This window comes from Treponema porcinum, assembly GCF_900167145.1.
GTDB lineage: Bacteria > Spirochaetota > Spirochaetia > Treponematales > Treponemataceae > Treponema_D > Treponema_D porcinum.
On the sequence record NZ_FUWG01000008.1, the window covers coordinates 42,530 to 64,772 of the forward strand.

At 44.7% G+C, this 22,243-nt stretch carries 26 protein-coding genes; 23 read left to right on the forward strand and 3 right to left on the reverse strand.

What is annotated here, in order from left to right; translation table 11 throughout:
- The first annotated feature begins 151 nt into the window (after positions 1-151).
- The 6 genes from B5D55_RS06110 (at position 152) to B5D55_RS06135 (ending at position 5,894) form a co-directional block, all read left to right on the forward strand.
- A complete protein-coding gene (locus B5D55_RS06110) occupies positions 152-706 on the forward strand; it encodes an RNA polymerase sigma factor (RefSeq protein WP_078933122.1) in 555 nt (184 codons plus the stop codon).
- Positions 687-1,370: an anti-sigma factor family protein gene (locus B5D55_RS06115; RefSeq protein WP_078933123.1), complete on the forward strand. Its 684-nt coding sequence runs from the start codon at positions 687-689 to the stop codon at positions 1,368-1,370. Before B5D55_RS06110 ends, B5D55_RS06115 begins: the two co-directional genes overlap by 20 nt.
- Complete coding sequence (locus B5D55_RS06120) at positions 1,363-3,057, forward strand: IPT/TIG domain-containing protein (protein WP_078933124.1); 1,695 nt, start codon at positions 1,363-1,365, stop codon at positions 3,055-3,057. Before B5D55_RS06115 ends, B5D55_RS06120 begins: the two co-directional genes overlap by 8 nt.
- 51 nt (positions 3,058-3,108) lie before the next feature.
- The gene (gene pyrH / locus B5D55_RS06125; RefSeq protein WP_078933125.1) at positions 3,109-3,804 is read left to right on the forward strand and encodes a UMP kinase; all 696 of its coding nucleotides are present in this window, start codon (positions 3,109-3,111) and stop codon (positions 3,802-3,804) included.
- A gap of 62 nt (positions 3,805-3,866) precedes the next feature.
- Positions 3,867-4,715, forward strand: coding sequence for a DNA/RNA non-specific endonuclease (locus B5D55_RS06130; protein ID WP_159446168.1), 849 nt, complete (start codon positions 3,867-3,869; stop codon positions 4,713-4,715).
- A 3-nt stretch (positions 4,716-4,718) separates the two neighbouring features.
- Entirely contained in the window at positions 4,719-5,894 is a 1,176-nt protein-coding gene (locus B5D55_RS06135) for a cation diffusion facilitator family transporter (protein ID WP_078933127.1), read from the forward strand.
- A gap of 30 nt (positions 5,895-5,924) precedes the next feature.
- Here the strand turns inward: B5D55_RS06135 and B5D55_RS06140 are convergent, their stop codons facing one another.
- From B5D55_RS06140 to fliS, 3 genes are all read right to left on the reverse strand, one after another.
- A complete protein-coding gene (locus B5D55_RS06140; protein ID WP_078933128.1) occupies positions 5,925-6,398 on the reverse strand; it encodes a dihydrofolate reductase in 474 nt (157 codons plus the stop codon).
- Between the two features lies 1 nt (position 6,399).
- The gene (locus B5D55_RS06145; RefSeq protein WP_078933129.1) at positions 6,400-6,873 is read right to left on the reverse strand and encodes a flagellar biosynthesis protein FlgN; all 474 of its coding nucleotides are present in this window, start codon (positions 6,871-6,873) and stop codon (positions 6,400-6,402) included.
- A gap of 188 nt (positions 6,874-7,061) precedes the next feature.
- Positions 7,062-7,502, reverse strand: a complete 441-nt coding sequence (fliS, locus tag B5D55_RS06150; protein ID WP_078933130.1) for a flagellar export chaperone FliS — start codon at positions 7,500-7,502, stop codon at positions 7,062-7,064.
- Between the two features lie 144 nt (positions 7,503-7,646).
- On the opposite strand from fliS, the gene ftsH reads away from it, so the two are divergent.
- The 17 genes from ftsH to B5D55_RS06235 all read left to right on the forward strand — a co-directional run bounded on the left by ftsH (position 7,647) and on the right by B5D55_RS06235 (position 22,235).
- Positions 7,647-9,701 (forward strand): ATP-dependent zinc metalloprotease FtsH, encoded by a 2,055-nt coding sequence (gene ftsH, locus B5D55_RS06155; protein ID WP_078933131.1) that lies wholly within the window; start codon positions 7,647-7,649, stop codon positions 9,699-9,701.
- Positions 9,702-9,791: 90 nt separating this feature from the next.
- Positions 9,792-10,472 carry a LolA family protein gene (locus B5D55_RS06160; RefSeq protein WP_078933132.1) on the forward strand — a complete coding sequence of 227 codons (681 nt, stop codon included), beginning with the start codon at positions 9,792-9,794 and terminating at the stop codon, positions 10,470-10,472.
- Between the two features lie 6 nt (positions 10,473-10,478).
- Positions 10,479-11,564 (forward strand): helix-turn-helix domain-containing protein, encoded by a 1,086-nt coding sequence (locus tag B5D55_RS06165; RefSeq protein ID WP_078933133.1) that lies wholly within the window; start codon positions 10,479-10,481, stop codon positions 11,562-11,564.
- Between the two features lie 16 nt (positions 11,565-11,580).
- Positions 11,581-13,041, forward strand: coding sequence for a 30S ribosomal protein S12 methylthiotransferase RimO (gene rimO, locus B5D55_RS06170; protein WP_200805298.1), 1,461 nt, complete (start codon positions 11,581-11,583; stop codon positions 13,039-13,041).
- Positions 13,042-13,050: 9 nt separating this feature from the next.
- Positions 13,051-15,327 carry an ATP-dependent helicase gene (locus tag B5D55_RS06175; RefSeq protein ID WP_078933134.1) on the forward strand — a complete coding sequence of 759 codons (2,277 nt, stop codon included), beginning with the start codon at positions 13,051-13,053 and terminating at the stop codon, positions 15,325-15,327.
- A gap of 48 nt (positions 15,328-15,375) precedes the next feature.
- Positions 15,376-16,467, forward strand: coding sequence for a peptide chain release factor 1 (prfA, locus tag B5D55_RS06180; protein WP_078933135.1), 1,092 nt, complete (start codon positions 15,376-15,378; stop codon positions 16,465-16,467).
- A gap of 11 nt (positions 16,468-16,478) precedes the next feature.
- A complete protein-coding gene (prmC, locus tag B5D55_RS06185) occupies positions 16,479-17,405 on the forward strand; it encodes a peptide chain release factor N(5)-glutamine methyltransferase (RefSeq protein ID WP_078933136.1) in 927 nt (308 codons plus the stop codon).
- A 109-nt stretch (positions 17,406-17,514) separates the two neighbouring features.
- Entirely contained in the window at positions 17,515-17,766 is a 252-nt protein-coding gene (gene rpsP, locus B5D55_RS06190; protein WP_078933137.1) for a 30S ribosomal protein S16, read from the forward strand.
- Positions 17,767-17,783: 17 nt separating this feature from the next.
- Positions 17,784-18,017 (forward strand): KH domain-containing protein, encoded by a 234-nt coding sequence (locus B5D55_RS06195; RefSeq protein WP_078933203.1) that lies wholly within the window; start codon positions 17,784-17,786, stop codon positions 18,015-18,017.
- Positions 18,017-18,604: a ribosome maturation factor RimM gene (gene rimM / locus B5D55_RS06200; protein WP_234975389.1), complete on the forward strand. Its 588-nt coding sequence runs from the start codon at positions 18,017-18,019 to the stop codon at positions 18,602-18,604. Before B5D55_RS06195 ends, rimM begins: the two co-directional genes overlap by 1 nt.
- 4 nt (positions 18,605-18,608) lie before the next feature.
- Positions 18,609-19,376, forward strand: coding sequence for a tRNA (guanosine(37)-N1)-methyltransferase TrmD (gene trmD / locus B5D55_RS06205; protein ID WP_078933138.1), 768 nt, complete (start codon positions 18,609-18,611; stop codon positions 19,374-19,376).
- Between the two features lie 190 nt (positions 19,377-19,566).
- The gene (gene rplS, locus B5D55_RS06210) at positions 19,567-20,031 is read left to right on the forward strand and encodes a 50S ribosomal protein L19 (protein ID WP_078933139.1); all 465 of its coding nucleotides are present in this window, start codon (positions 19,567-19,569) and stop codon (positions 20,029-20,031) included.
- Positions 20,032-20,040: 9 nt separating this feature from the next.
- Entirely contained in the window at positions 20,041-21,156 is a 1,116-nt protein-coding gene (locus B5D55_RS06215) for a hypothetical protein (protein ID WP_078933140.1), read from the forward strand.
- Complete coding sequence (locus B5D55_RS06220) at positions 21,153-21,419, forward strand: EscU/YscU/HrcU family type III secretion system export apparatus switch protein (RefSeq protein ID WP_078933141.1); 267 nt, start codon at positions 21,153-21,155, stop codon at positions 21,417-21,419. Before B5D55_RS06215 ends, B5D55_RS06220 begins: the two co-directional genes overlap by 4 nt.
- A gap of 27 nt (positions 21,420-21,446) precedes the next feature.
- Positions 21,447-21,680, forward strand: a complete 234-nt coding sequence (locus B5D55_RS06225; protein ID WP_078933142.1) for a hypothetical protein — start codon at positions 21,447-21,449, stop codon at positions 21,678-21,680.
- Positions 21,673-22,044, forward strand: coding sequence for a YraN family protein (locus B5D55_RS06230; RefSeq protein WP_078933143.1), 372 nt, complete (start codon positions 21,673-21,675; stop codon positions 22,042-22,044). The genes B5D55_RS06225 and B5D55_RS06230 overlap by 8 nt, the downstream gene beginning before the upstream one ends.
- Entirely contained in the window at positions 22,041-22,235 is a 195-nt protein-coding gene (locus B5D55_RS06235) for a hypothetical protein (protein WP_078933144.1), read from the forward strand. The genes B5D55_RS06230 and B5D55_RS06235 overlap by 4 nt, the downstream gene beginning before the upstream one ends.
- The last annotated feature ends 8 nt before the right edge of the window (positions 22,236-22,243 follow it).

Below are 22,243 nucleotides of genomic sequence, written 5' to 3' on the forward strand. Positions count from 1 at the left end.
CGATTATTCAGCACTTCCCCGTCAAATTGTCGTAAGTCATTGACTCACGACAATTAGCTATATTAAGGGGGTAAAACAAACCCTTAGTTCAGACCGCTGTTTTTCTTAAAAATAATATGTAACTTTTTTCTGAAGTTGAGGTTTGTATTGTATGGAAAGTCAGGCAGAGATTCAAAGAACGTTAAATGCAGCAGACTCTGCTGACTTTAGGACGATTTATGATGCAACGATGCAGATGCTGTACCGGATTTCTTACCGCATTGTGAACGATGAGGAAGCAGCTGAAGATCTTGCACATGACTCACTTATAAAAGCAAATGAAAAAAAACTTGTGTTTCCGTCTATAAATGATGCGAAGTACTGGCTCATTCGGGTTGTAAAAAATGCTTCACTGAATTATGTGAAGCGGAAGAACCGTGAGCGCAAGGCGTATGAAAAAGCTTTGTATGAAGATCACCGTGTCGTTCAGTCAGGGGAAGCAGAACTTCTTGCAGCAGAATCTATCAAGATTGCAAAAGATGCACTTGATAAATTGCCGCAGAAATTAAAGGAAGCCATCGTACTTAAAGAGTACAGTGACTTGAACTACAAAGAGATTGGAAAAGTGCTCGGAATTTCGGAAGGAAACGTAAAAGTCCGCATATTCCGTGCGCGAAAACTTTTGGAAGAAATGGTAGGAGCCGAAAATGTATTCTTGCCCAACTGATGACATTCATTCAATTTATCTCGATAAAGAACTGCCCTCTGAGTATCAGAAGCTGTATGAGGAGCATATTAGGGGATGCCCGGAATGCAGCCGTAAGCTTGAACGCATGAAAAAAATAAAAGAATTTCTTTCTTCTGACTGCCGTAATTGTACGCCGGACGAAAATTTTACTGAACAAAGTTTTGAGCGCCTTAAGACTAAAATGCGATATTCTAAAAATACTCAGCGCGTAATCCAGTTCCCTGCTCAGTATGCCGGCTATGGAATTGGTGCTGCTGCCGCCGTCCTTCTTGCCGTTATCATTCCTGTGCGTGCTGGTTCTGTGCGGAATGTTTCTTCTGCGGGACAGTCTGTTTCGCAGATTACGCCGATAGAACGCCCTGTTGCAGCATCAATTTCAAACAAGAATATTGTAATAAATGGAAATATCAACGATAATCTTGCACATAACGTAAGTTCAGGAAATTTTGAGAATCCACGTTTTGCAGACGTTGATGTTTTTAGGCCGGAATTTGCCGACTTAAATGCCGTTCATTTTCAAATGGAGATGCCTGATTTTGAAAACGGCAGGCCTCCGCGAATGATACGGTATCACCGGTATTCAGGCGTGGATATGGAGCTCGGATTCCCTGTGACTGACATACAGGGTAGTTACCGTGAATAAAATTTCTTCATTCAGTTATTTTCTCAGAAAATCTCCGGTTGTGCGGACAGGGGGATGGATTTGTGCCGCACTTCTGTTTGTTATTGTATCCGTTATTTTTGGGATGCGCATTCAACAGAAACCGGAAATTGAATCTATTGTTCCGCCTGTTGGTTCCCCAGGTGATTTAATAATCATTACAGGCAGGGATTTTGGCGCAGTCCGTGATACAAGCTACGTTGAATTTGGAGGAAGCCGCCTTACGTCAAGTTCCTATATTTCCTGGACTGATACTGAAATAAAGGTTATTTTGCCGCCGAATATTCAGGACGGACTTGTTTTTGTCGGCGTGCAAAATGTCCGCTCAAAACCTGCGTTTTTTGCAAATGCTACTACTGCGCCTGTTGCAGTTACGGCTTCCGTGCAGACGACCCTTCCTATAATTACAGGTATTTCACCTGAAAAACTTAGTCCCGGCGTTCTTATGACGATTTCGGGAAGCAATTTCGGTAATTCCCGCGACAAGTCAAAAGTCTATTTTTCTTCAAACCGCGAAAAAATGCAGGCTGAAGAAGGGGCTGCCGACGATACGTTTGAATTCATCTGTGCAGACGAAAATGATTTTGACTATCAGTACTGGAGCGATTCTGAAATCCGCGTATATGTTCCTGACGGTGCAAGTGACGGCGTTGTGTTTGTTCAGACATCGCGCGGAAAGTCTGCACAGCGTACTGTTGCGGTTGACAATAAGGCTGGTGCGAAAAGTTTTATTACGCCTAAAACATATGTCATTCAGGTTTCTGCTGACATTGAAGATAATTCAAGTGACAGAGATTCTTCCATAATTTTGCGTGTTCCGCGTCCGTTTGAAAGCGCCGCGCAGCCTTCTGCCACATTGATTGAAAGCAGTCCGGAACCTATTATTCCGGATTTTCAGCATACTGTCATTCATCAGGCGCAGGGCGGAAAGTATGCGCCAGGGAAGAGGCGCTTTACCCAGAATTTTGCCGTTACTGTGTATGAAACGCGTACGAATGTTGTTGCGGCGCGTCTTAATCCGATTAGTTCCGTAAATAAGGAACTGTATTCCGCTGCAACTTCGGCGGATGAGATTGTTCCGTCTGCAAATGAGGAAATTCGCGCGCTTCTTTCGTCCGTCATCGGAAAAGAAAGAAATCCGTATAATATCGCCGTTCTTGTTTACAATTATATGATTCAGAATTTTGAGATTTTGAATACCGTCCGTACGGGGCGCGTTTCTCCGCTTGATATGCTTGACTCAAAGAAAGGCGATGCGTATGATTTTGCTGTTGTATTTACGGCATTAATGCGCGCCGCTGGAATTCCTTCGTATACGGACAGCGGCGTTCTTGTCGGCGTTGATTTACGCGCAAAAAATCACTGGTGGTGCGAGTTATATCTTCCGGGATTCGGCTGGTTTCCTGTTGACCCGGCGCTTGGTGCAGGTATGGAATATCAGGGCTGGAAAAAAGATGTGGACGCCGCTACTTTCTACTTTGGAAATCTTGACGGACAGCACATTCTGTTCAGTCGCGGCTTGAATGAAATAAAGTCAAGTTCTCCGAACAGCAAGACAGTTCAGAAATCAAGAAGTTTTGCCCTTCAGTCAGTGTGGGAAGAGGCTTCGGGTAAATCGATAAAATACAGTTCGTACTGGGCTGATCCGAGTGTAATCGGAGTATATTAAGTCGCAGACAGGCTGCCTGCGCAACAGCATAAAAATGACAAAGGAGTTTGTATGACAAAAGTATTATCTGTCGGCGGTTCAATCGTCGTTCCTGAAAAACCGGATACCGTGTTTCTTTCGCAGTTTGTTTCTATGGTAAAAGAATGGCTTTCTGAAGAGTCATCCCGTAAGCTCATTCTTGTTGTAGGCGGCGGCGCGCCGGCCCGCGTTTACCAGAATGCGTATGCGGAAGTTTCTGCACAGACCGGCGGAGATTCTGCCGGAGATTCTGCTGACTGGATTGGAATTATGGCTACACGCCTGAACGCGCAGCTTGTAAAGGCAAGTTTTGGCAGTCTGTGTCCGAATGAAGTTGTCTATAATCCTACGGAAGATATTGATTTTAAGGGGCGCGTTCTTGTTGCTGCCGGATGGAAGCCGGGCTTTTCTACCGATAACGATGCTGTTCTTCTTGCGGAAAAATACGGTGCAAAAACTGTAGTAAATCTTTCTAACATTGAAAAAGTCTACACCGACGATCCGCGCAAAAATCCTGATGCAAAGCCGATAGATTCAATTTCCTGGAAAGACTTTCGCAAGATGGTCGGTGACGAATGGACTCCTGGAAAAAACTGCCCGTTCGATCCGATTGCGTCAAAAAAAGCTGACGAATGCGGAATGACTGTCATCTGCGCAAGCGGAAAAAACATTGCGAATATCAAAGCCATTTTGAATGACGAAGCTTTTGTAGGAACAAAAATCGGCTGACAGGCTAATTATTCATAAAAATTACCTTGCGGCAACCGAAATCAATCATGTATATTTGCTTTATGCGGATAAGGGCTGTTTTTCTGGCTGCCGTTATTTTTTTTGGAACGGTATGTACATTTTTTGCGGAAGGGACGCTGCTTTTTGGAAATCCTGACGGTGCAAGGGCAGATGCTGAGTGCAGGGAGAACTATCTTCTGGAAAAAAAACAGTATGTGCTTTCGTACAATGTATCTCTTTTTATTCCGAACTGGGTTACCTGGCACCTGTGCAGTTCTGATTTGGGTGAATGTTCTCGCGGAAACGATTTTCGCCCTGACGGACAGCTTCCGGACGGATTTTATGCAGTAAAAAAAAGCGATTATCAGTATAAAATATATGGTTTTGACCGCGGACATATCTGTCCGTCTGCGGACAGGACGGCTTCAAAAGAGGACAACAGTGCAACGTTCCTTATGACGAATATGATTCCACAGGCACCAGACTGCAACAGGATTGTCTGGAAAAATCTTGAATCTTTTGAGCGAAGCCTTGCACAGTCCGGAAAAGAACTTTACATTATGGCAGGACCTTGCGGAAAGGGCGGAACAGGCGCTGCCGGCTATTTTGAAAAAATTGAACTTCCTTCTTCCGCCGGCGAAAATCTTTCTATAAACGTTCCTGCGTTCTGCTGGAAAATTATTCTTGTCCTTGATGAAGGCGAAGATGATTTAAGTCGCGTAACGGAAGAAACGCCGGTTATCGCCGTGTTTATTCCTAATGCACAGCGGAACGGAGCAGACTCATCGTGGGAAGATTACTTGACTTCGGTCGATTATATAGAAGAAATGACAGAATATGATTTTTTTACGGAACTTTCAGACGAAATTGAGAAAACTCTGGAAGCCGGAATATATAATATTGAGAGGTAAAATATGATAGGATTATTAGCCCGGCTTTTTATAAAGGACTATAATGACGTAAAAAATCCGGATGTACGCGGACGTTACGGCGTTCTGTGCGGAATTGCCGGAATATGCTTTAACTTTCTGCTGTTTTCGGGCAAATTTATCGCAGGCATTTTTTCAAAATCAGTTGCTGTAATCGCCGATGCGTTCAACAATCTTTCTGATGCGGCGGCTTCCATCGTTACTATCGTAGGATTTAAAATTTCCGGCAAAAAACCTGACGCTGACCATCCGTTCGGACACGGAAGAATGGAATATATTGCAGGTCTTGTAGTTTCTTTTCTCATTCTTGTAGTCGGCTTTGAACTTCTTATGTCGTCTATTGATTCTATAAGAAATCCAGAACCGCTTGATACGTCTGTTTTTACCGTTGTAATGCTTGTTGCGGCAATACTTGTGAAATTTTATATGTTTTTCTATAACCGCAGAATCGGAAAGAAAATTCTGTCCTCCGCAATGGAAGCAACGGCAAAAGACAGCCTGAATGATACAGTTTCAACTGCCGTCGTTCTTGCCGCCGTAATAATCGAACTGTTCTTCCCTGATTCAAAATTTCCGTTTGACGGTGTTGCTGGAATTTTTGTTGCCGTCTTTATTTTCTACAACGGCATCGAGTCAATAAAAGATACTGTAAATCCGCTCCTTGGAGTTCCTGCTGACAGGGAATTTGTAAAACAGGTTGAAGAAGAGGTGATGAAATTCAAGCCTATCTGCGGAATTCACGATTTGATTGTTCACGATTACGGTCCGGGCCGTGTTATGATTTCGCTTCACGCGGAAGTTCCTGGAAACATTGATATTTTTGATTTGCACGATGTTGTCGACAATGCGGAAGTGGCGGTTGCACAAAAATTCAACTGCGCGGTTACAATCCATATGGATCCGGTTGATCTGGAGAACAAGGAAATTCTTGTGCTTAAAAAGTATCTTGCGGAAGAGGCAGCAAAACTTGCGGACGGACTTACCGTTCACGATATACGGATGGTGCCGGGTAATTCGCATACAAATATTATTTTTGATGCCGTTCGTCCGCACGACTGCTGTTTTTCCGAAAACGAGCTTGTGCACCTGCTTTCAGAAAAAGTCCGTGCCTATAACGCCTCTTACCGAAGCGTAATTCATATTGACAATCCGTATTGCTAGGGAAGAAAAGAGGCGCGTTTTTCCAGGTGCTCATCTTCTCTTTTGCAGCGTGCGGTACGTAAAAAACTTGTGGTGCTCTGAAAATACTGTGTCGTACTGCGCTTCATCTACCGGCGGAAAAAAAACATCTCCGTCGTAGTCTGCGTCAATTTCCGTAAGGTAAAGGGTGGTGCAGTACGGAAGCGCCTCTTTGTAAATGGTTTCTCCGCCGCATATAAAAACGGTGGAAAAGCCGCGCTCCTTCGCTTCTTCAAGTGCGCGTTCCAGCGAATTTACCGTAATGCAGTTTTCTCCGGTGAATGTTTTTGTCCTTGAAATGACGATGTTCAGCCGGTCTGCAAGCGGTTTTCCAATGCTTTCAAACGTCTTTCTTCCCATTATTACGGCATTTCCTGTCGTAAGCCGTTTAAAACGCTTAAGGTCATCGGGAATGTTCCAGGGGATTTTTCCGTTCTTTCCGATGACCCTTGCGTTTTTTGTATATGCGGCGATAATCGCTATCATGCTATACTTCTACTGCTACAAGATTTCCCTGTGCAACTTTTTTTGCATAGACGCTTGATACATTCCTGTACGGATTTTTAAATTCGTCAAGCTGACGGCGTATCTGTACAAGATGTGCGCGTATTTTTTCGCGGTTCTTTTCGTTCTGCGCAAGAACTTTTGCCTGAAGCCTGTTAAGGTCTGCCTGAATTGCCGCAACATCTCCGTGTCTGTCAAGCGAACTTGCGGCGGACTTATACATTTCGGAGAACGGAACGATGACTTTCTGAAGGTTTGAAAGGCTGCCTGCAATCGCCTGTTCAAGTTCGGCGTGTGCTACAAGAGCCTCTGTGTCCTCTTCTTCAATAGAATGTTCCTGCTTTTCAAGAACGGCAAGATATTCCTGAAATTTTTTTCTCTGCTGCTCTAAAAGCGCCCTGAATTTTCTGAGGATTGCAACGCGTTCATCCAGTTCTGCCTGTGAAATTTCTTCCATAAAATATTCTCCCATAAAAAGTCAAGAAGATTGTTTCAACAATCGATTGACTTTTTATGCCGCTTCGCAATGAAATGAGAAGCGGCAGTTGATAAGGAAGTTCGCAACGCGAACTTGTGAATAAAAACTTTGACGCTATTTCAGGCAAAGTTTTTATTACACCTCCTGTAAAAATGCGGCTGTTTCGCTCAGCCTTCAATATTCAGTGCGGAACGTACTTCCTGTGCCGGAGCGTTTGCGGTGCTTGCAGCAGCCGTTTTCCAGGCGGAAAGCAGTTCGTTCAGCATATTCATCGTGCTTTCGATTTTTGCCCTGTCGTGCTTGAACGTTGCGTCAAGCAGTTCGCCGTTAAAGAAGATGTAAAGCGACATAAGGTTCTTTGAAATTTCGCCGCCTTTTTCCATATCTAAAGAAACCTGAAGTTCAGAGATGATTGCCTGCGCTTTCTGTATGAAATTTGAAAATTTCTCAATGTTGCAGGGTTTGATTTTGTTGTCTTCATCAAAGCAGGAAAGTGCGCTTTTCAGATTTTTAACGGCAGCTTCATATAACAGGACGATAAGGTGTCCCTGACTTGCCGTCGTAATGCTCGTTTTTTGATATGCCGAGTATGCCTGGCTGTATCCCATAATCGCCTCCCTGGGAAAAAAGAGTTATACGCTTTGAATATCGGTTTTTTATAAAAAAACATTACAAAAAAAGTGTTTGTTATCGACTATTTTATAAATTTTGCTTATATTTAAAACCGAGTTTATATATAAGGATAGGAATTGATGAGCGACGAAAAAAAGACTCCCGGGGATGAAAATCCGCAGGACAAAGATCCGTATAACTTTTTCAAGTTTGCAGGTCCTGAAAATAATGACGATGACAATAAAGATAAAAAAGACGGAAAAAAACGCTTCCCTTTCTGGGGCGTAATGCTGATTATTCTTGCATTGCTTGCACTTGCAGACGTTCTGTTTCTTGGAAAGCCGGACGGACTGATTGATTATTCGGAATTTAAGAACAAAATTGAATCAGGCGAGATTGTTTCTGTCGAAATCGGCGAAACGTATTTTATCGGATACGGACCGGCTGAAATTTCTGCTGTATCACCCTCCCAGAAAGGAATTACGCTTTTTAATTCCGGTGTGCAGAAAAACAGGACTGTTTACCGTACTGTCGGAATTCTGATGAGCAATTTTATCGAACTGCTTGATGAAAAAGGCGTTGAGTATAAATTCGTTGCAAAATCGAACAATTATCTTCTTCAGCTTCTGATGAATCTTATTGTTCCGTTCGGTCTTCTGTTTTTGATTTATTTTATTCTGTTCAGAAAAATGGGTGGCGGTTCTGGCGGCGGAATGGGAAGTCTGTTCGGAACAGGCGGAGTGCGTACAAAAGCAGTTGAAGAAGGAAAGGTGAAAACCCGCTTTGCAGATGTTGCCGGCGTTGACGAGGCTAAGGAAGAACTTGTTGAGGTTGTAGATTTTTTAAAGCAGCCGAAAAAATATACTGATATTGGCGGAAAAATTCCTAAGGGCGTACTTTTAGTAGGTCCTCCGGGAACTGGTAAGACGCTGCTTGCCCGCGCGGTTGCAGGAGAGGCAGGCGTTCCGTTCTTCAGGATAAGCGGTTCTGACTTTGTAGAAATGTTTGTCGGTGTCGGTGCAAGCCGCGTTCGCGATTTGTTCCGTCAGGCGCGCGAGAAAGCGCCGTGCATTATTTTCATAGACGAACTTGATGCAATCGGCAAGAGCCGTATGAATAATCTTGGCGGAAACGATGAGCGCGAGCAGACTTTGAACCAGCTGCTTGTTGAAATGGACGGTTTTGACAATGAAAAAGGTCTTATCATTCTTGCCGCTACAAACCGCCCTGACATTCTTGACCCGGCGCTTCTTCGTCCGGGACGTTTTGACAGGCAGGTTGTTGTAGACCGCCCTGACGTAAAAGGTCGCGAGGCAATCCTTCGCATTCACGCAAAGAACGTTAAGCTTGATTCAGATGTTGATTTCGGGGCGGTCGCTCACGCGTCGGCAGGATTTTCCGGCGCGGATCTTGCGAATATCGTAAACGAAGCGGCGTTGCTTGCCGTCCGGTGCGGACGTAAGAAAGTTACGATGGCGGATTTTAACGAAGCCATTGAAAAAGTGATGGTCGGACTTCAGAAAAAGAGCCGCGTAGTCAGGGAAGACGAGCGCCGCATTGTAGCGTATCACGAAACTGGTCACGCCCTTGCAGCTGCTTTTACTCCTACGGCAGACCCTGTCCATAAAATTACGATTATTCCGCGCGGAATGGGCGCACTCGGTTATACGATGCAGCTTCCTGAGGACGATACGTTCCTTTCCAGCGAGAAAAAACTGCTTGGTGATGTTGACGTTATGCTTGGAGGACGCGCCGCCGAGCAGATTATCTTTAATGAAATTTCTACCGGTGCGGCAAACGACATTCAGCGCGCAACTGATACTGTCCGCAAAATGATTACTGATTACGGTATGAGTACGCGCTTTAAGAATATGACGCTCGGAAAGGCAGGAAAAGGCTACGGTTCTGACAGTCCTGAACTTGTCCGTGAATATGCGGAAACTACGCAGCAGTATATTGATGAGGAAATTGCGCGCATTATCGACGAGCGCTATAACCACGTGCTTGAAATGCTCGGCGCTCATAAAGACCTTCTTGAATATATTGCAAAGCGCCTTCTTGAAATCGAAACGATGGAGGGAAAGGAATTTGAGGACATTATAAAAGGCGAGCGTCATTGCCTTGAACTAGCTGATGCTACGGCAAAAAATTCTTCTGCTCAGGAAGAAACTTCCCCTGCTGAAGAACAGGACTAAAACAGGTCTTTTAATATAAAAAGGGCAGTGCAAGACACTGCTCTTTTTTTTTAACTTGACCGTACATTATATCTTCAATAAAATAACCGTATGTCTAAAATTGTAAAATCTTCAATATTAGCAGCGTTCTGTCTTTATTTTTGCAGCGCACTTTCAGCACAGGGAATTACAACCGCAAGTGCTTATTTTAAAACGGTTTCTGATTATTATGCGACTTTAAAAGATTACGAGGCTGACGTAGAAATTTCTGCCGACAAGCAGCAGATGGCAGGGCGCGTTTCCTATAAGCGTCCGAATTTGCTGAGGATTGATTTTACAAATCCTCAGGAACAGGTAATTGTTTTTAATGGCGATATGCTTACTATCTATCTTCCGGGTGCATCTGCCGTCCTTCAGCAGGCAGTACAGTCGGACAGTGCCGGCGGCGCTTCTCTTGCTACACCTCAGGGACTTGCGCTGATGAGCCGCTATTACGTCATTGCGTATGAAATAGGACAGGAGCCTGTGCCGCTTGAAAACGGTTCTGATGAAATGGTGATTAAGCTTATTCTGACGCGCCGGAATACTTCCGAATCATTCAGATACATAAAGCTTGCAATCAATGCAGAAACAAAACTAATCAGACGGGTTGAGGCATCTACTACAAAGGCGGAAACATTCGTCTTTGACTTCCTTGATTACAGCTTGAATCAGGATATTTCAGACCAGAGGTTCATTTATGATGCTCCGTCCTCTGCAAATAATTTCAATAATTTCTTGTTTACGGAGTAATCTTTTATGGAAAGTTATGGAGAGCAGCTTCGCAGGGCACGTGAAGCGAAGGGCATTGACTACGAAACGATTTCTAATGAAACTACTATTTCTGCCCAGTATTTAATCGGTCTTGAACAGGAGGACAGCAGCGCCTTCCCAGGAGAACCGTATATGCTCGGCTTTCTCCGTAACTATGCAGAATATCTCGGCTTGAATTCCGAGTCGCTTCTCGGACTGTACCGTGCAAAAAAACTTCAGGAAGCGCCTGTGCCGGAGGGACTTATCGTTCACGAAAAGCCTGCGTATTTCTGGCCGCTTGTAGCTGGCGGAGCAGCGGTTTTTCTTGCAGCAGTTATTGTGTGTATTTGTATTTTTGTAAATCATAAAAAAGCAGAAAACGGCTCAGATGTTGTCATTGATAAAAATTCTTCAAAAAAAACGTACGAACTGACTGACAAGGCGTTTTCAAGCCGCGTATATGTGGGCGATCAGTTTGTTTATCATGCGGCGCAGGGCGATATAATTCTTACGGTAAGTGATACTCATTCAACTTTCGGGCTTCAGTGTCCTGTGGGAACGATATATACGGAACTGTCTGAAGAAGCCGAACTTGATGTTGACGGAGATGCAGTAACAGACCTCATTGTGTATGTTTCTGACGTTTCTGTTTCTGAAGAAAACCGCGGTGCAGAAGTTCGGCTTTTGCGGCGGACAGGCGGAAATTATGCTTCTTCCGTAAGCCACGACGACATTCCGTTTGCTACGGAAATTGCGTCTAATCATAAGCAGATTGTGATTTTTGAAGATAACCGCGCATATCCGTTTACGCTGAACGGAAGTTTCCGCGGACCGTGCGTGTTCCGCTACAAAGTTGACAGGCACGATCCCGTAGAATCATATTTTACCAGCGGTGAAGTCGTTACGATGACGGCAAATAACGGTATCCGCCTGTGGATGTCAAACTGCAATACGCTTAAATTCTCGATTATAGCAGACTCTAAGAGCTATGACCTTGAAATCGGCAAGGCCGGACAGGTTCTTGTTGAGGATATAAAGTGGATAAAAGATACTGACGGAAAATATAAACTGGTGGTTATAGAACTTGACTGATATTTTGACTTTTTTTATAGATCAGCATGGGTGTGCTAAAAATCAGGTGGACGGGGAATTGATTATTTCCCGTCTTTTGAATTTAGGTATGACCCAGACATTTGATCCTGCAGAAGCTGATTTAATTGTGATAAATTCCTGCGGATTTATTGAAAGTGCAAAAAAAGAATCGCTTGATGCAGTCTGTGTAGCGCACCGCGACTATCCGGATGCAAAAATCCTTTTGTGCGGCTGTCTTGCCGAGCGGTATTCACAGCAGTTGAAAGAATCTTTGCCAGAGGCAGACGGCATTTTCGGTAACGGTGACCTTTCTAAACTTGACGAAATTATTTCACAGCTTAGTGAAAATAAGCGCCCTGTAAACGTATATAATCAGGAAGGCGTGTGCTGCGGTGACCGCAAGGTGTTTCTGGGATTTCGCGGAAGTGCGTTTGTAAAGATAACGGAAGGATGCAGTAATCACTGTTCATTCTGTGCAATTCCGCTTATTCGTGGTGAGCTCAGAAGCCGCCCTGCATCGGAGATAACGGCAGAAATTGAAAGCCTTGTGTCGCAGGGAATTGTTGAAATAAATCTAATCGGTCAGGATCTTGCGGCATACGGTACAGGTGAAAATGATAATGTCTTTGGAACGGGGCGTTTTCCGCTTCCTAAGATAAACGATGACGGCGTAAACTGCGGAACTGAAACGCCGTCTGCCCTTTCGCTCCTGCTTGATAAAATTCGTGACATTCCGGGAACTTTTTTTCTCCGCCTTCTGTATATTCACCCGGATCATTTTAACCGGGATATTTTTAAATGTTTCCGCGAAAATCCAAGGCTTCTTCCGTATTTTGACATTCCGTTTCAGAGCGGTGATGATTTTATCATAAAGGCAATGAACCGTAAGGGAAGTGCAGAGGAATATAAACGTCTTGTTGCGGATATACGCCGTGAACTTCCTGAAGCCGTTTTGCGCACTACGTTTCTTACCGGTTTTCCAGGCGAAACGGCTGAAGCAGCAGCGCATACGGTTGAATTCCTTAAGGCAATAAAAAGCAACTGGTCTGGCTGTTTTCCGTACAGCAGGGAAGAAGATACTGCTGCATATAACATGAAGGGCAGAGTGAGTGCAAAAACTGCGCAGAAAAGGGCTGAAGAACTTGTTTCTGTTCAGGAAGAACTTACGCGTAAAAGTCTTTCCGGCTGGGTTGGAAAAGAAATTGATGTCTTAATAGAAGAAATTGTTTCCGGTGAAGACGGTCTTGCAATCGGCAGGGCGTGGTTTCAGGCGCCTGACGTTGACGGTTCTGTCGTCGTCCGTTATGAAAAGGACGATTTCGTTCAGGAGTCTGCCGTACGGACGGGGCGTTTTGTGCGCGTAAAAGTCGTTGCCTCAAGTGATGTTGATCTGGATGCTGTATTTATTCAGGGCTGCGGCAATATGCCGGATAATCCTTCTTTTTCCCTTCGTTTTGCGCCTGAACTGACGGACTGACGGTGAACTATGGCATTTGAGTATCTTGAAACGCTCAATCCTGAGCAGACGGAAGCCGTCGTTCATTCTGGAAATCCTCTTTTGATTCTTGCAGGCGCAGGTTCAGGAAAAACGCGCGTTATTACGACAAAAATTGCGTATCTCATTCAGCATGAAAATATGAATCCCTATTCGATTCTTGCCGTAACGTTTACGAAAAAAGCCGCGCGAGAAATGCAGGAACGTGCAGAACATCTTGAACCGCTTGCCGCGCGCGCACAGATACGCACATTCCACTCGTTCGGAGCGTGGTTTTTGCGCCGCTATGCAGAAGAAGCCGGACTTGAGCCGTCCTTTACCGTTTACGATGACGATGATTCTGCTTCGCTTATAATGAAGGCAATGCCGGGAATGACAAAAAAACAGGCGAACAGCGCGGCGCATAAAATTGCGCTGTGCAAGGATTATTGCCTTTCCCCTGAAGATGATTTAAGTTCGGTAGATTCGGACGGCGCTTTTTCGGAAGTGTATGCAGCCTATCAGAAGAGGCTTAGGGCTACTGGTAATGCGGACTTTGGTGACTTAATTATGCTTCCCGTAAAAATTCTTGAAAGTAATCCTGTAATACGTAGGGAAATGCAGTACCGTTTCCGCGTAATTATGGTTGACGAATATCAGGATTCCAATGTTGCGCAGTTCAAGTTGCTTCAGGCAGTCAGCGGCGTTCAGGAGAATTCGGGAACGTATGTGTGCGTCGTCGGTGATGATGACCAGTCAATCTATAAATTCCGTGGTGCTGAAGTTCAGAATATCTTGCAGTTTCCGGATTTCTTTCCGGGCGCAAGCGTAATCCGTCTGGAGCGCAATTACCGTTCCACCGGAAAAATACTTGCTGCGGCAGATGCAGTTGTAAGTCATAATGAAGACCGTCTTGGAAAAACTCTTGTTGCCGTTCGCGGCGAAGGAAGCCTTCCTAAACTTGTGTTTCTTGAAAGTCAGGACAAGGAAGCACAGTTCTGCGCATCACTCATAAAAAAAGCAGTTGAAGAAAAAGGCGACTGTTTGTACCGTGATTTTGCAATTTTGTACAGGACGAATGCGCAGTCGCTCGGCTTTGAAAGCGAATTTTTGCACAGGCAGATTCCGTACGTTGTCGTCGGTTCGCTGAAATTCTATGAGCGCGAAGAAATCAAGGATTCGCTTGCCTATCTTGCGCTTATTGCAAACGGCCGTGATGAAATTGCCTTTCAGCGTATCGTAAATAAGCCTGTCCGCGGAATAGGAGAAAAAACGCAGGAAAAGATAATTCTATCTGCACATGAAACTTACGGCGCGCTCATAGAAAATCTGAATTTGATTGATGCTGCGGAAAATGCCGCAGAGTCGCTTTCTAAAAAAGCGCGCGATGGAATAAAAGAATTCTGCGGTCTTATGAAAGAACTTAAGGACTCTCTTTTGAGAAAAAGCGCCTCGTCTGACAGTCCTTCAAAAACAGATGAACTTGCCGCGCTTGCTTCCGGCGAAGAACTTCCGGAGTCTGATACAGTCCGTGAAAATCTTTCAGTTTTTGTGCGCAGTGTAATAGAAGAGTCCGGGATTTACGAGTATCACAAGGCGCAGGATGAAATTGACGGAACGGCGCGCGTGTCGAATCTTGACGAACTTGTAAACAGCGCTGTTCTTTATCCGTGTACTATGCAGGGACTTCTTGATTTTCTTGATTCCATTGAACTTGACCGGACGCTTGCAGAAAATACGGAAGAAACGACGGACGCCGTCACGCTCATTACGCTTCATAATACAAAAGGACTTGAATTTCCGCGCGTCATCATCACCGGTCTTGAAAACGGCATTTTTCCGCGCGGCGACAAGGCCGGCGACGAACTGGAAGAGGAGCGCCGTCTTTTTTACGTAGGAATTACCCGGGCAAAGGACGAACTGTATATTACTTCCTGTGCGATGCGCCGGCTTTACGGCAGGACAGAACCGATGATGCCGAGCCGCTTTTTGTTTGAAGCAGGCGACGTGTTTAAAGTTCTGGGAAATGTTCCGCCTTCATACGCTTTTGCAGGAAAGACGGCAGGTTTTGATGGAAATGAAGTTTCGGAAGATGATCCTAAATCCCGGATTCTGAAAAAATATGCAAAGGGAACGCGGATTTATAATGATGATTACGGCTACGGTCAGATTGTGGAATGCAGTGCCGGAAACGGAGAAGTTGTCGTTACCGTTCAGTTTGAGTCCGGCGGACGCAAGAAATTCCTTCCGGAATATCAGTCAAAGAGTCTTGAAATTATAAGAGACTGAATTTCATACTGAATTGAATTTTATGCACATATCCGCTACTATACTGCTATGGATTTATTGAAGAAACTTGACGACTGTGCTGCCCGGTATGCAGAGGTTCAGCAGCTTATTATGGATCCGAATTTAGTAAAAGATCCTAAAAAATACAAAGACACAATGCGCGAGAACGGTTATTTAAGTGAAATCTGCGCACTGTATGAAGAATATAAGAAAATTCTGCAGGGAATAAAAGACGCAACCGAAATGATTACTGCGGAAGATGATCAGGATATGAAAGAAATGGCGCGCGAGGAACTCAAGGAACTTGAGGAACGTAAGCCTAAGCTTGAGGAAGATATTAAACTTAAGCTTATTCCGCCTGATCCGCTTGATGAAAAAAACATTATGCTTGAAATCCGCAGCGCAGCTGGAGGCGATGAAGCAAGCCTTTTTGTCCGCGATTTGTGGGAAATGTACACGCATCTTGCCGAGCGAAAGGGCTGGAAAACAGAAACGATGGAAGCGCAGGAAACAGAAGTCGGCGGATTTAATAAAATCGTTACGTCAATCAGCGGAAAATTTGTATACGGAACGCTCCGCTGGGAATCAGGCGTTCACCGCGTTCAGCGCGTTCCGGCAACGGAAAGTCAGGGACGCCTTCAGACGTCTACGGTAACCGTTGCCGTTCTTCCTGAAGCAGAGGAAACTGAAATCGAGATAAAGCCGGGTGATGTCCGCGTTGACGTTATGCGTGCCGGAGGACCTGGCGGTCAGTGCGTAAATACGACTGATTCTGCCGTGCGCCTTACTCATATTCCTACGGGAATTGTCGTTATTCAGCAGGACGAAAAAAGCCAGATTAAGAACAAGGAAAAAGCGTTTCGCGTTCTGCGTGCGCGCCTTTTTGACCTTGAAGAAAGCAAGAAGCAGGCGGAGCGTGCTGCTGCCAGAAGCAGTATGGTAGGTTCTGGTGCGCGCAGTGAAAAAATCCGTACCTATAACTATCCGCAGGACCGCGTGACTGATCACCGTATTAACTACACGCAGCATAATCTTCCGGGATTTATGATGGGTGATATGGACGATATGCTTGATGCGCTTAACGTTTATGCAAAGGAAGAGCAGCTGAAGGCAGACGTTGCTGAACTCGGCGCAAACTGATTTTCATTGTTATGACAATCCGGCAGTTCAAGGCTGTTGCTTTAAAAGAACTATCTTCTTCACCCAGCCCGGCACTTGATATTGACGTGCTTCTGTGCTTTTCCCTGAATTGTACAAAAACGCACCTGCTCCTCCATTATAACGAGGAGCTTCCGCTGGAAAATCTTTTGTGGCTTGAAAAGGCAGTTGAAAAGCGTAAAACAGGACTTCCTGTAGCATATATAACCGGGCATAAAGAATTTTACGGCTACGATTTTATCGTTTCTCCCTCTGTCTTAATTCCAAAACCTGATACGGAAATTCTTACTGCCCGCGCAATCGACGTAATTACGGACGTCATTCTGAAGCGTCCGTCATCAGTCTTGACAGTCTGCGATATGTGTACGGGGAGCGGATGCATAGCACTTTCCGTTTTAAAATCGCTTATAGACGAACCTGCTGTTCCGCGTGAGCTTATTCCCGCATTTACTCTTGTAGACATAAGTGCAGAGGCGCTTTCCGTTGCGCGCGAGAATGCGCGTCATCTGATACCGGATGAATATCTTGAAAGAGTGCGTTTTATTCAGAGCAATTTGTTTGAAGAAGTGCCGTTTTTGTTCAATGTCATTCTTACAAATCCGCCGTATGTTCCTGCGCAGATGGCAGCAGAACTTCTTGAGGACGGACGGAACGAGCCGCTTCTTGCTCTTGACGGAGATGCCGGTGCCGACGGAGAACCGGCTTCTTCCTGCGACGGACTTTCGGTGATACGCCGTCTGCTTCCTGAATGTGCCGGACATCTTGTTTACGGCGGAAGCCTTCTTATGGAAACAGGCGAATACAACGCAGAAACGGCGGCCGGTCTTGCAAAAGAATGCGGCTTTAAGGGCGTAAACATCCTGCGTGACCTTGAGAACCAGCTTCGCGTTGTGGAATGTCATTACCAGTCTTTGCATTGACTAAAATCAGTTATTCAGATACTATATTTACTCACGCTCACAATGAGCAATAGTATGCAGTTTTGAAAATACGGAACTGGAGTACATTCAGTTCTTTGGAGGTTATAAAGTGGTCAAGATCAGACTAAAGAGATTCGGTACACAGAAGCGTCCGTACTACCGTGTTGTAGTTCAGGATTCTCGTAAGCCACGCGATGGAAAATGCATCGAAGAAATCGGTACTTTTATGCCGATTGAAGCGGAAGATAAGCAGGTTTCTATCGATATGGATCGCGCTAATTACTGGATCGGTGTTGGCGCACAGCCGACAGATATAGTCGCAAAATTGATGAACGTTCAGGCCAGAAAACAGGCAAAGTAATTTATTAGGGAATGAAAATGGAAAAAGACCTGATAGAATACATTGCAAAATCATTGGTCGATGATCCGTCTGCCGTTTCTGTAAGTGAAACAGAAGGCGAAAAGGGAATGGTTCTTCAATTAAAGGTTGCTGAGAATGATATTGGCAAGGTAATCGGAAAATACGGCCGCATTGCAAAAGCTATGCGTACGGTGCTGAGTGCTTCCGCAACAAAAGACGGAAAACGCTACAGCCTTGATATTCTTGATTAATGCCGATGAATGACGGGCAGCTTATTGTCGGATTTATCCGCGGTCCGCATGGTGTTGCGGGTGAATTTAAAGTAGAGAGTGCTTCCGGATATTATGAGCATATTGCTCAGTTGAAAGAAGTTACTTTGAGGTACGGTTCTGAAGAATACAAATGCAGCATTGAGTCTGCGGTAGAAGGAAACGGTACCTTGTATATGAAAGCGGCAGGAATTGATACTCCTGAGGCTGTACGAAAGTACAACGGCTGGGAAATCGTAGTGCCGCGAAAATACGCTCATCCTCTTCAGGAAAATGAGTGGTATTTTGAAGACTTGAAAAACTGTTCCTTGATTTGGAACGATGGAACGGCAGATGGGACTGCACCGGCAGAGATTGTCGGAACAATCACAGACGTATTGGAAGGCGGATCTGGTTACCTGCTTGAGGTTTCTGTATCCGAGAGTTGCACTGTTCTTGAAGAAAGGCTGAAACATACGGCTTCAGGAAAGAAGCGGAAAGTTTTAATTCCGTTTACTTTTCAGCATATAAGCAATGTGGACGTCAAGAACAAGACCATTCAACTGATGCACCTCTGGATTCTGGAGTAATTCCATGAAATTTACTGTGCTGACCTTATTCCCCGAAATTCCGCGGGCTTATTTTGAGAACTCAATCATGGCAAAAGCGGTAGAGAAGGGAATTATTGCCTACGATTTGGTGAACATCAGGGATTTTGCCCTTGATAAGCACCATAAATGTGATGACGCTCCGTACGGCGGTGGCGCCGGTCAGCTGATGATGACCGAGCCATTAAGTTTAGCTTTGGACAGTGTTAAGGCACGGCGAAAGCGCGTAATTTATCTTACGCCCGGCGGTGTTCCTTTTACTCAGAAAAAAGCTAAGGAATTGAGCTGCGAAGACGAACTTGTATTTATCTGCGGACGGTACGAAGGTATTGACCAGCGGGTAATCGACTATTACGTGGACGATGAAATTTCCATCGGAGATTACGTAATGTCCAGCGGTGAAGTTGCTGCAGAGGTTATGATAGATACTATCTACCGTCTTGTTGACGGCGTTATCTCAAGCGAATCACTTGTTGAAGAAAGTTATAGCGGCGGACTTCTTGAATATCCGCAGTATACACGGCCGAATGTATACAAGGGAATGGAAGTACCGGAAGTTCTGCTTTCAGGAAACCACGAGCTTATTCGGAAGTGGCGGCTGAAGAAACGCCTGGAAAAAACGCTGCGAAATAGACCGGATATGATCTGGAATGCGCGTCAGTCAGGTTTGCTCTCTTTGGAAGCCGAAAAATTGATTGAGGAAATAACAGAATCAACCAGACTGAAAGGCGTTAAGAAAAAGAAACGCCCGTAAAGTTTTAGGTTGCAGAAAATCAGAAGGAGGTGTAATAAAAACTTTGCCTAAGATGGCGTCAAAGTTTTTATTCACAAGTTCGCGTTGCGAACTTCCTTATCAACTGCCTCTTCTCATTTCATTACGAAGAGGCTTAAAAAGTCAAATCGATTGTCGAAACAATCTCTTTGACTTTTTATGGGAGATCACAATGGATCTTATTAAAGCTATTGAAGAAGGTCAGAAACGTTCTTATACAACTCAGTTTAGAGTTGGTGATACTGTAAAAGTTTATTTTAAAATCATTGAAGGAAAGACAGAGCGTATTCAGGTATATGAAGGCGTTGTTCTTTGCATCAAGAATTCTGGTGCACGCAAGACATTTACAGTCCGCAAGGAATCTTACGGTGTAGGCGTTGAACGCGTATTCCCTATAAATTCACCGCGCATTGTAAAAGTTGAAATTGTCCGCGTTGGAAAAGTACGCCGGGCAAAGCTTTATTATCTGCGTGACAAGATTGGTAAAGGAAAGAAAATCAAGGAAAGACTTGGCGGCGAAGTTGCTTCATTCATCGCAGAGCAGAACAGAAATGCAGAGAATGCAGCTCATGCACAGGAAGAAGCTCTTAAGGCAGAGCATAATGCTGAGCACGCTGCAGCTGAAGCAAAGAAATAATCTGCTGGTATGAATGATAATAGTGTCGTAGTACACTCAACTGCCCTCTCTAATGCGGTTTCTCAGAAATCCTTTGGGGAGGGCAGTTCTGTTTTTGTCAGGGTACTCAAAAATAACGGCGGTAATTCGTACACCGTTTCTTTTGGCGGCGAACGGTTTGTAATCCGCTCTGAAGTGCCGCTTGCGGAAGGCTCATCGTTCCGGGCAACAATACATCTTGACGGCGAAACGGTACGGCTTGTGCGTCAGTCAGACGTTTCTTCTTCGGACGGTGCGTTCCGAAAGATGACGGTACAGTTTGATGCCGCCGGAAATATCCAGAATCCTGCGCTTGCCGCTTATTTCAAAAAACTTGGACTTGTGCCGGACGGACTTTCCTGCGCGCTTTTTGCACAGATGAAGCTGCTCGGGGTAAAATTTGATGCCGCCGCATTCAGCCGCGCGCGCGCCCTTTCACGCCATTTTAAGGAAAACGAAAAAAATGCCGCCTCCACATCGCTTCTCTTTGAAACCAAGGGAATTTTCGCGCGCGAAGAAGAAATCGAGGCCGTTCTTGCAGACGATGAACATTCTTCCGGTGATAATGATGGTTGTGGCGGCGGCTCTTCTTCCGGTAACAGGCGCGGTGAAAAAACGTTTGTTTCTTCTGCGAACGGCTTTGGTACAGGCGCAGACGTTTCCGTAATTGCGGAAAACTTCAAGTCGTTTTTCTACGGGCTTCTTAACGAAGAAAAAAACGCCGTTCAAAATCAGCCGGGCGTCCTTGCCGTTTTTAATCATACAGGATTTTCTGCCGGAAATTTTGATGCGTGCCGGAACTGGATACGAGTTCCGTTTGAATTTGACGTACCTTCCTGCGGAAAAAAAGGCGGCGGAACAATCACCCTGCTTTTGGATTTTCAGCGGAAAACGGTAGAACGCTGCGTACTTAAATTCAGAGATTTGCAGGGTGAATACGTTTTTGCCCTTGAATTTGCCGGCGGTACTTGCGTAAGGATAAAAACACCTTGTACCGGTTGTGTGCCGCCCGAGTTTTCTTCTCTGGAGGAGCAGTGCGGATACGGAGAAATAACTGATTTTTATGCGGAAGGCGGCATTATCCCTTTAACGGACGGTTTTGTATGAAAAAAGAAAATGAACCGCTAAAGGCAGTTGCATTGAAATATCCTTGCGGAAGCGATGCGCCGTTCATTGCGGCAAAAGCAAAAGGCGTACTTGCGCAAAAATTAGTTGAAATTGCAGAAGAACAAAAGATTCCTGTTGTTGAAGATAAAATTGCTGCTGACATTCTTACGGCTGAGGAAATTGGCGCATGTATTCCTGAGGAAACTTGGAAAATTATTGCACAAATTTTTGCTTTTGTTATGGATAACAATAAAAAAATGTAGTAAATTATAGAAAAATTGGAGTTTGTCATGAAGGAATTTTCAAAACTTACAATTGATGCGATTCATGTTGGAATCTGTTTTTCAGAGCCTGTATATTTTGAAGACGGAGTTAATATGTTTCTTCCGGCAGAAAAGCCTGCCAGGCAGTATCATGTTGATGTTCTGAAGAAATGGAAAATCCCGTATCTTTTGACGCGCGGTACTGAAGTAAAAGCACCGGCTGGTGATGTGGAGCTGCTTGATATACTTGAAGATGCCTGATGGTCGGAGAGAAACAGGAAATCAGGGAGAGGCTCTGGCAGCAGAGTATCTTTTGCAGCATGGTTTTTCTGTGCTGCAACGGAATTTCAGGACTCGTGAGGGAGAAATTGACATTATCGCTCAAAAAGGCGATGTTCTTGTTTTTGTTGAGGTAAAAACTCTACCTAACGGAACGCAGGAACTGCTTTCTCATGTATTGGACGGAAGAAAACAGCGTAGAATTGTAAAAACCGCTCAACGTTTTCTTGCAATTCATCGACAATATAGTAACAACTATATCAGATTCGATGTGATTGTAATTGGTATGCCGGGCGTAAAGCAGGTATATCATATAGAAAATGCATTTATCGCGGAGCTTTTATGATTTCTAGCAGAATAGAAACCGCCGGTACGTTGGTTTTGGAAAAGGACAGGTATGAACTTTCTCCCCGTCTGATGGAATTGCGGGAAAAAATACATAATGAGGAATATTTAAATAATGCCATTCAGCAGATTGCACAGGTTATCAGCAAAAAGTTAGTTGAAGATCCAGAGGAGCTGCAATTCCGTGACTGAATTAGAAG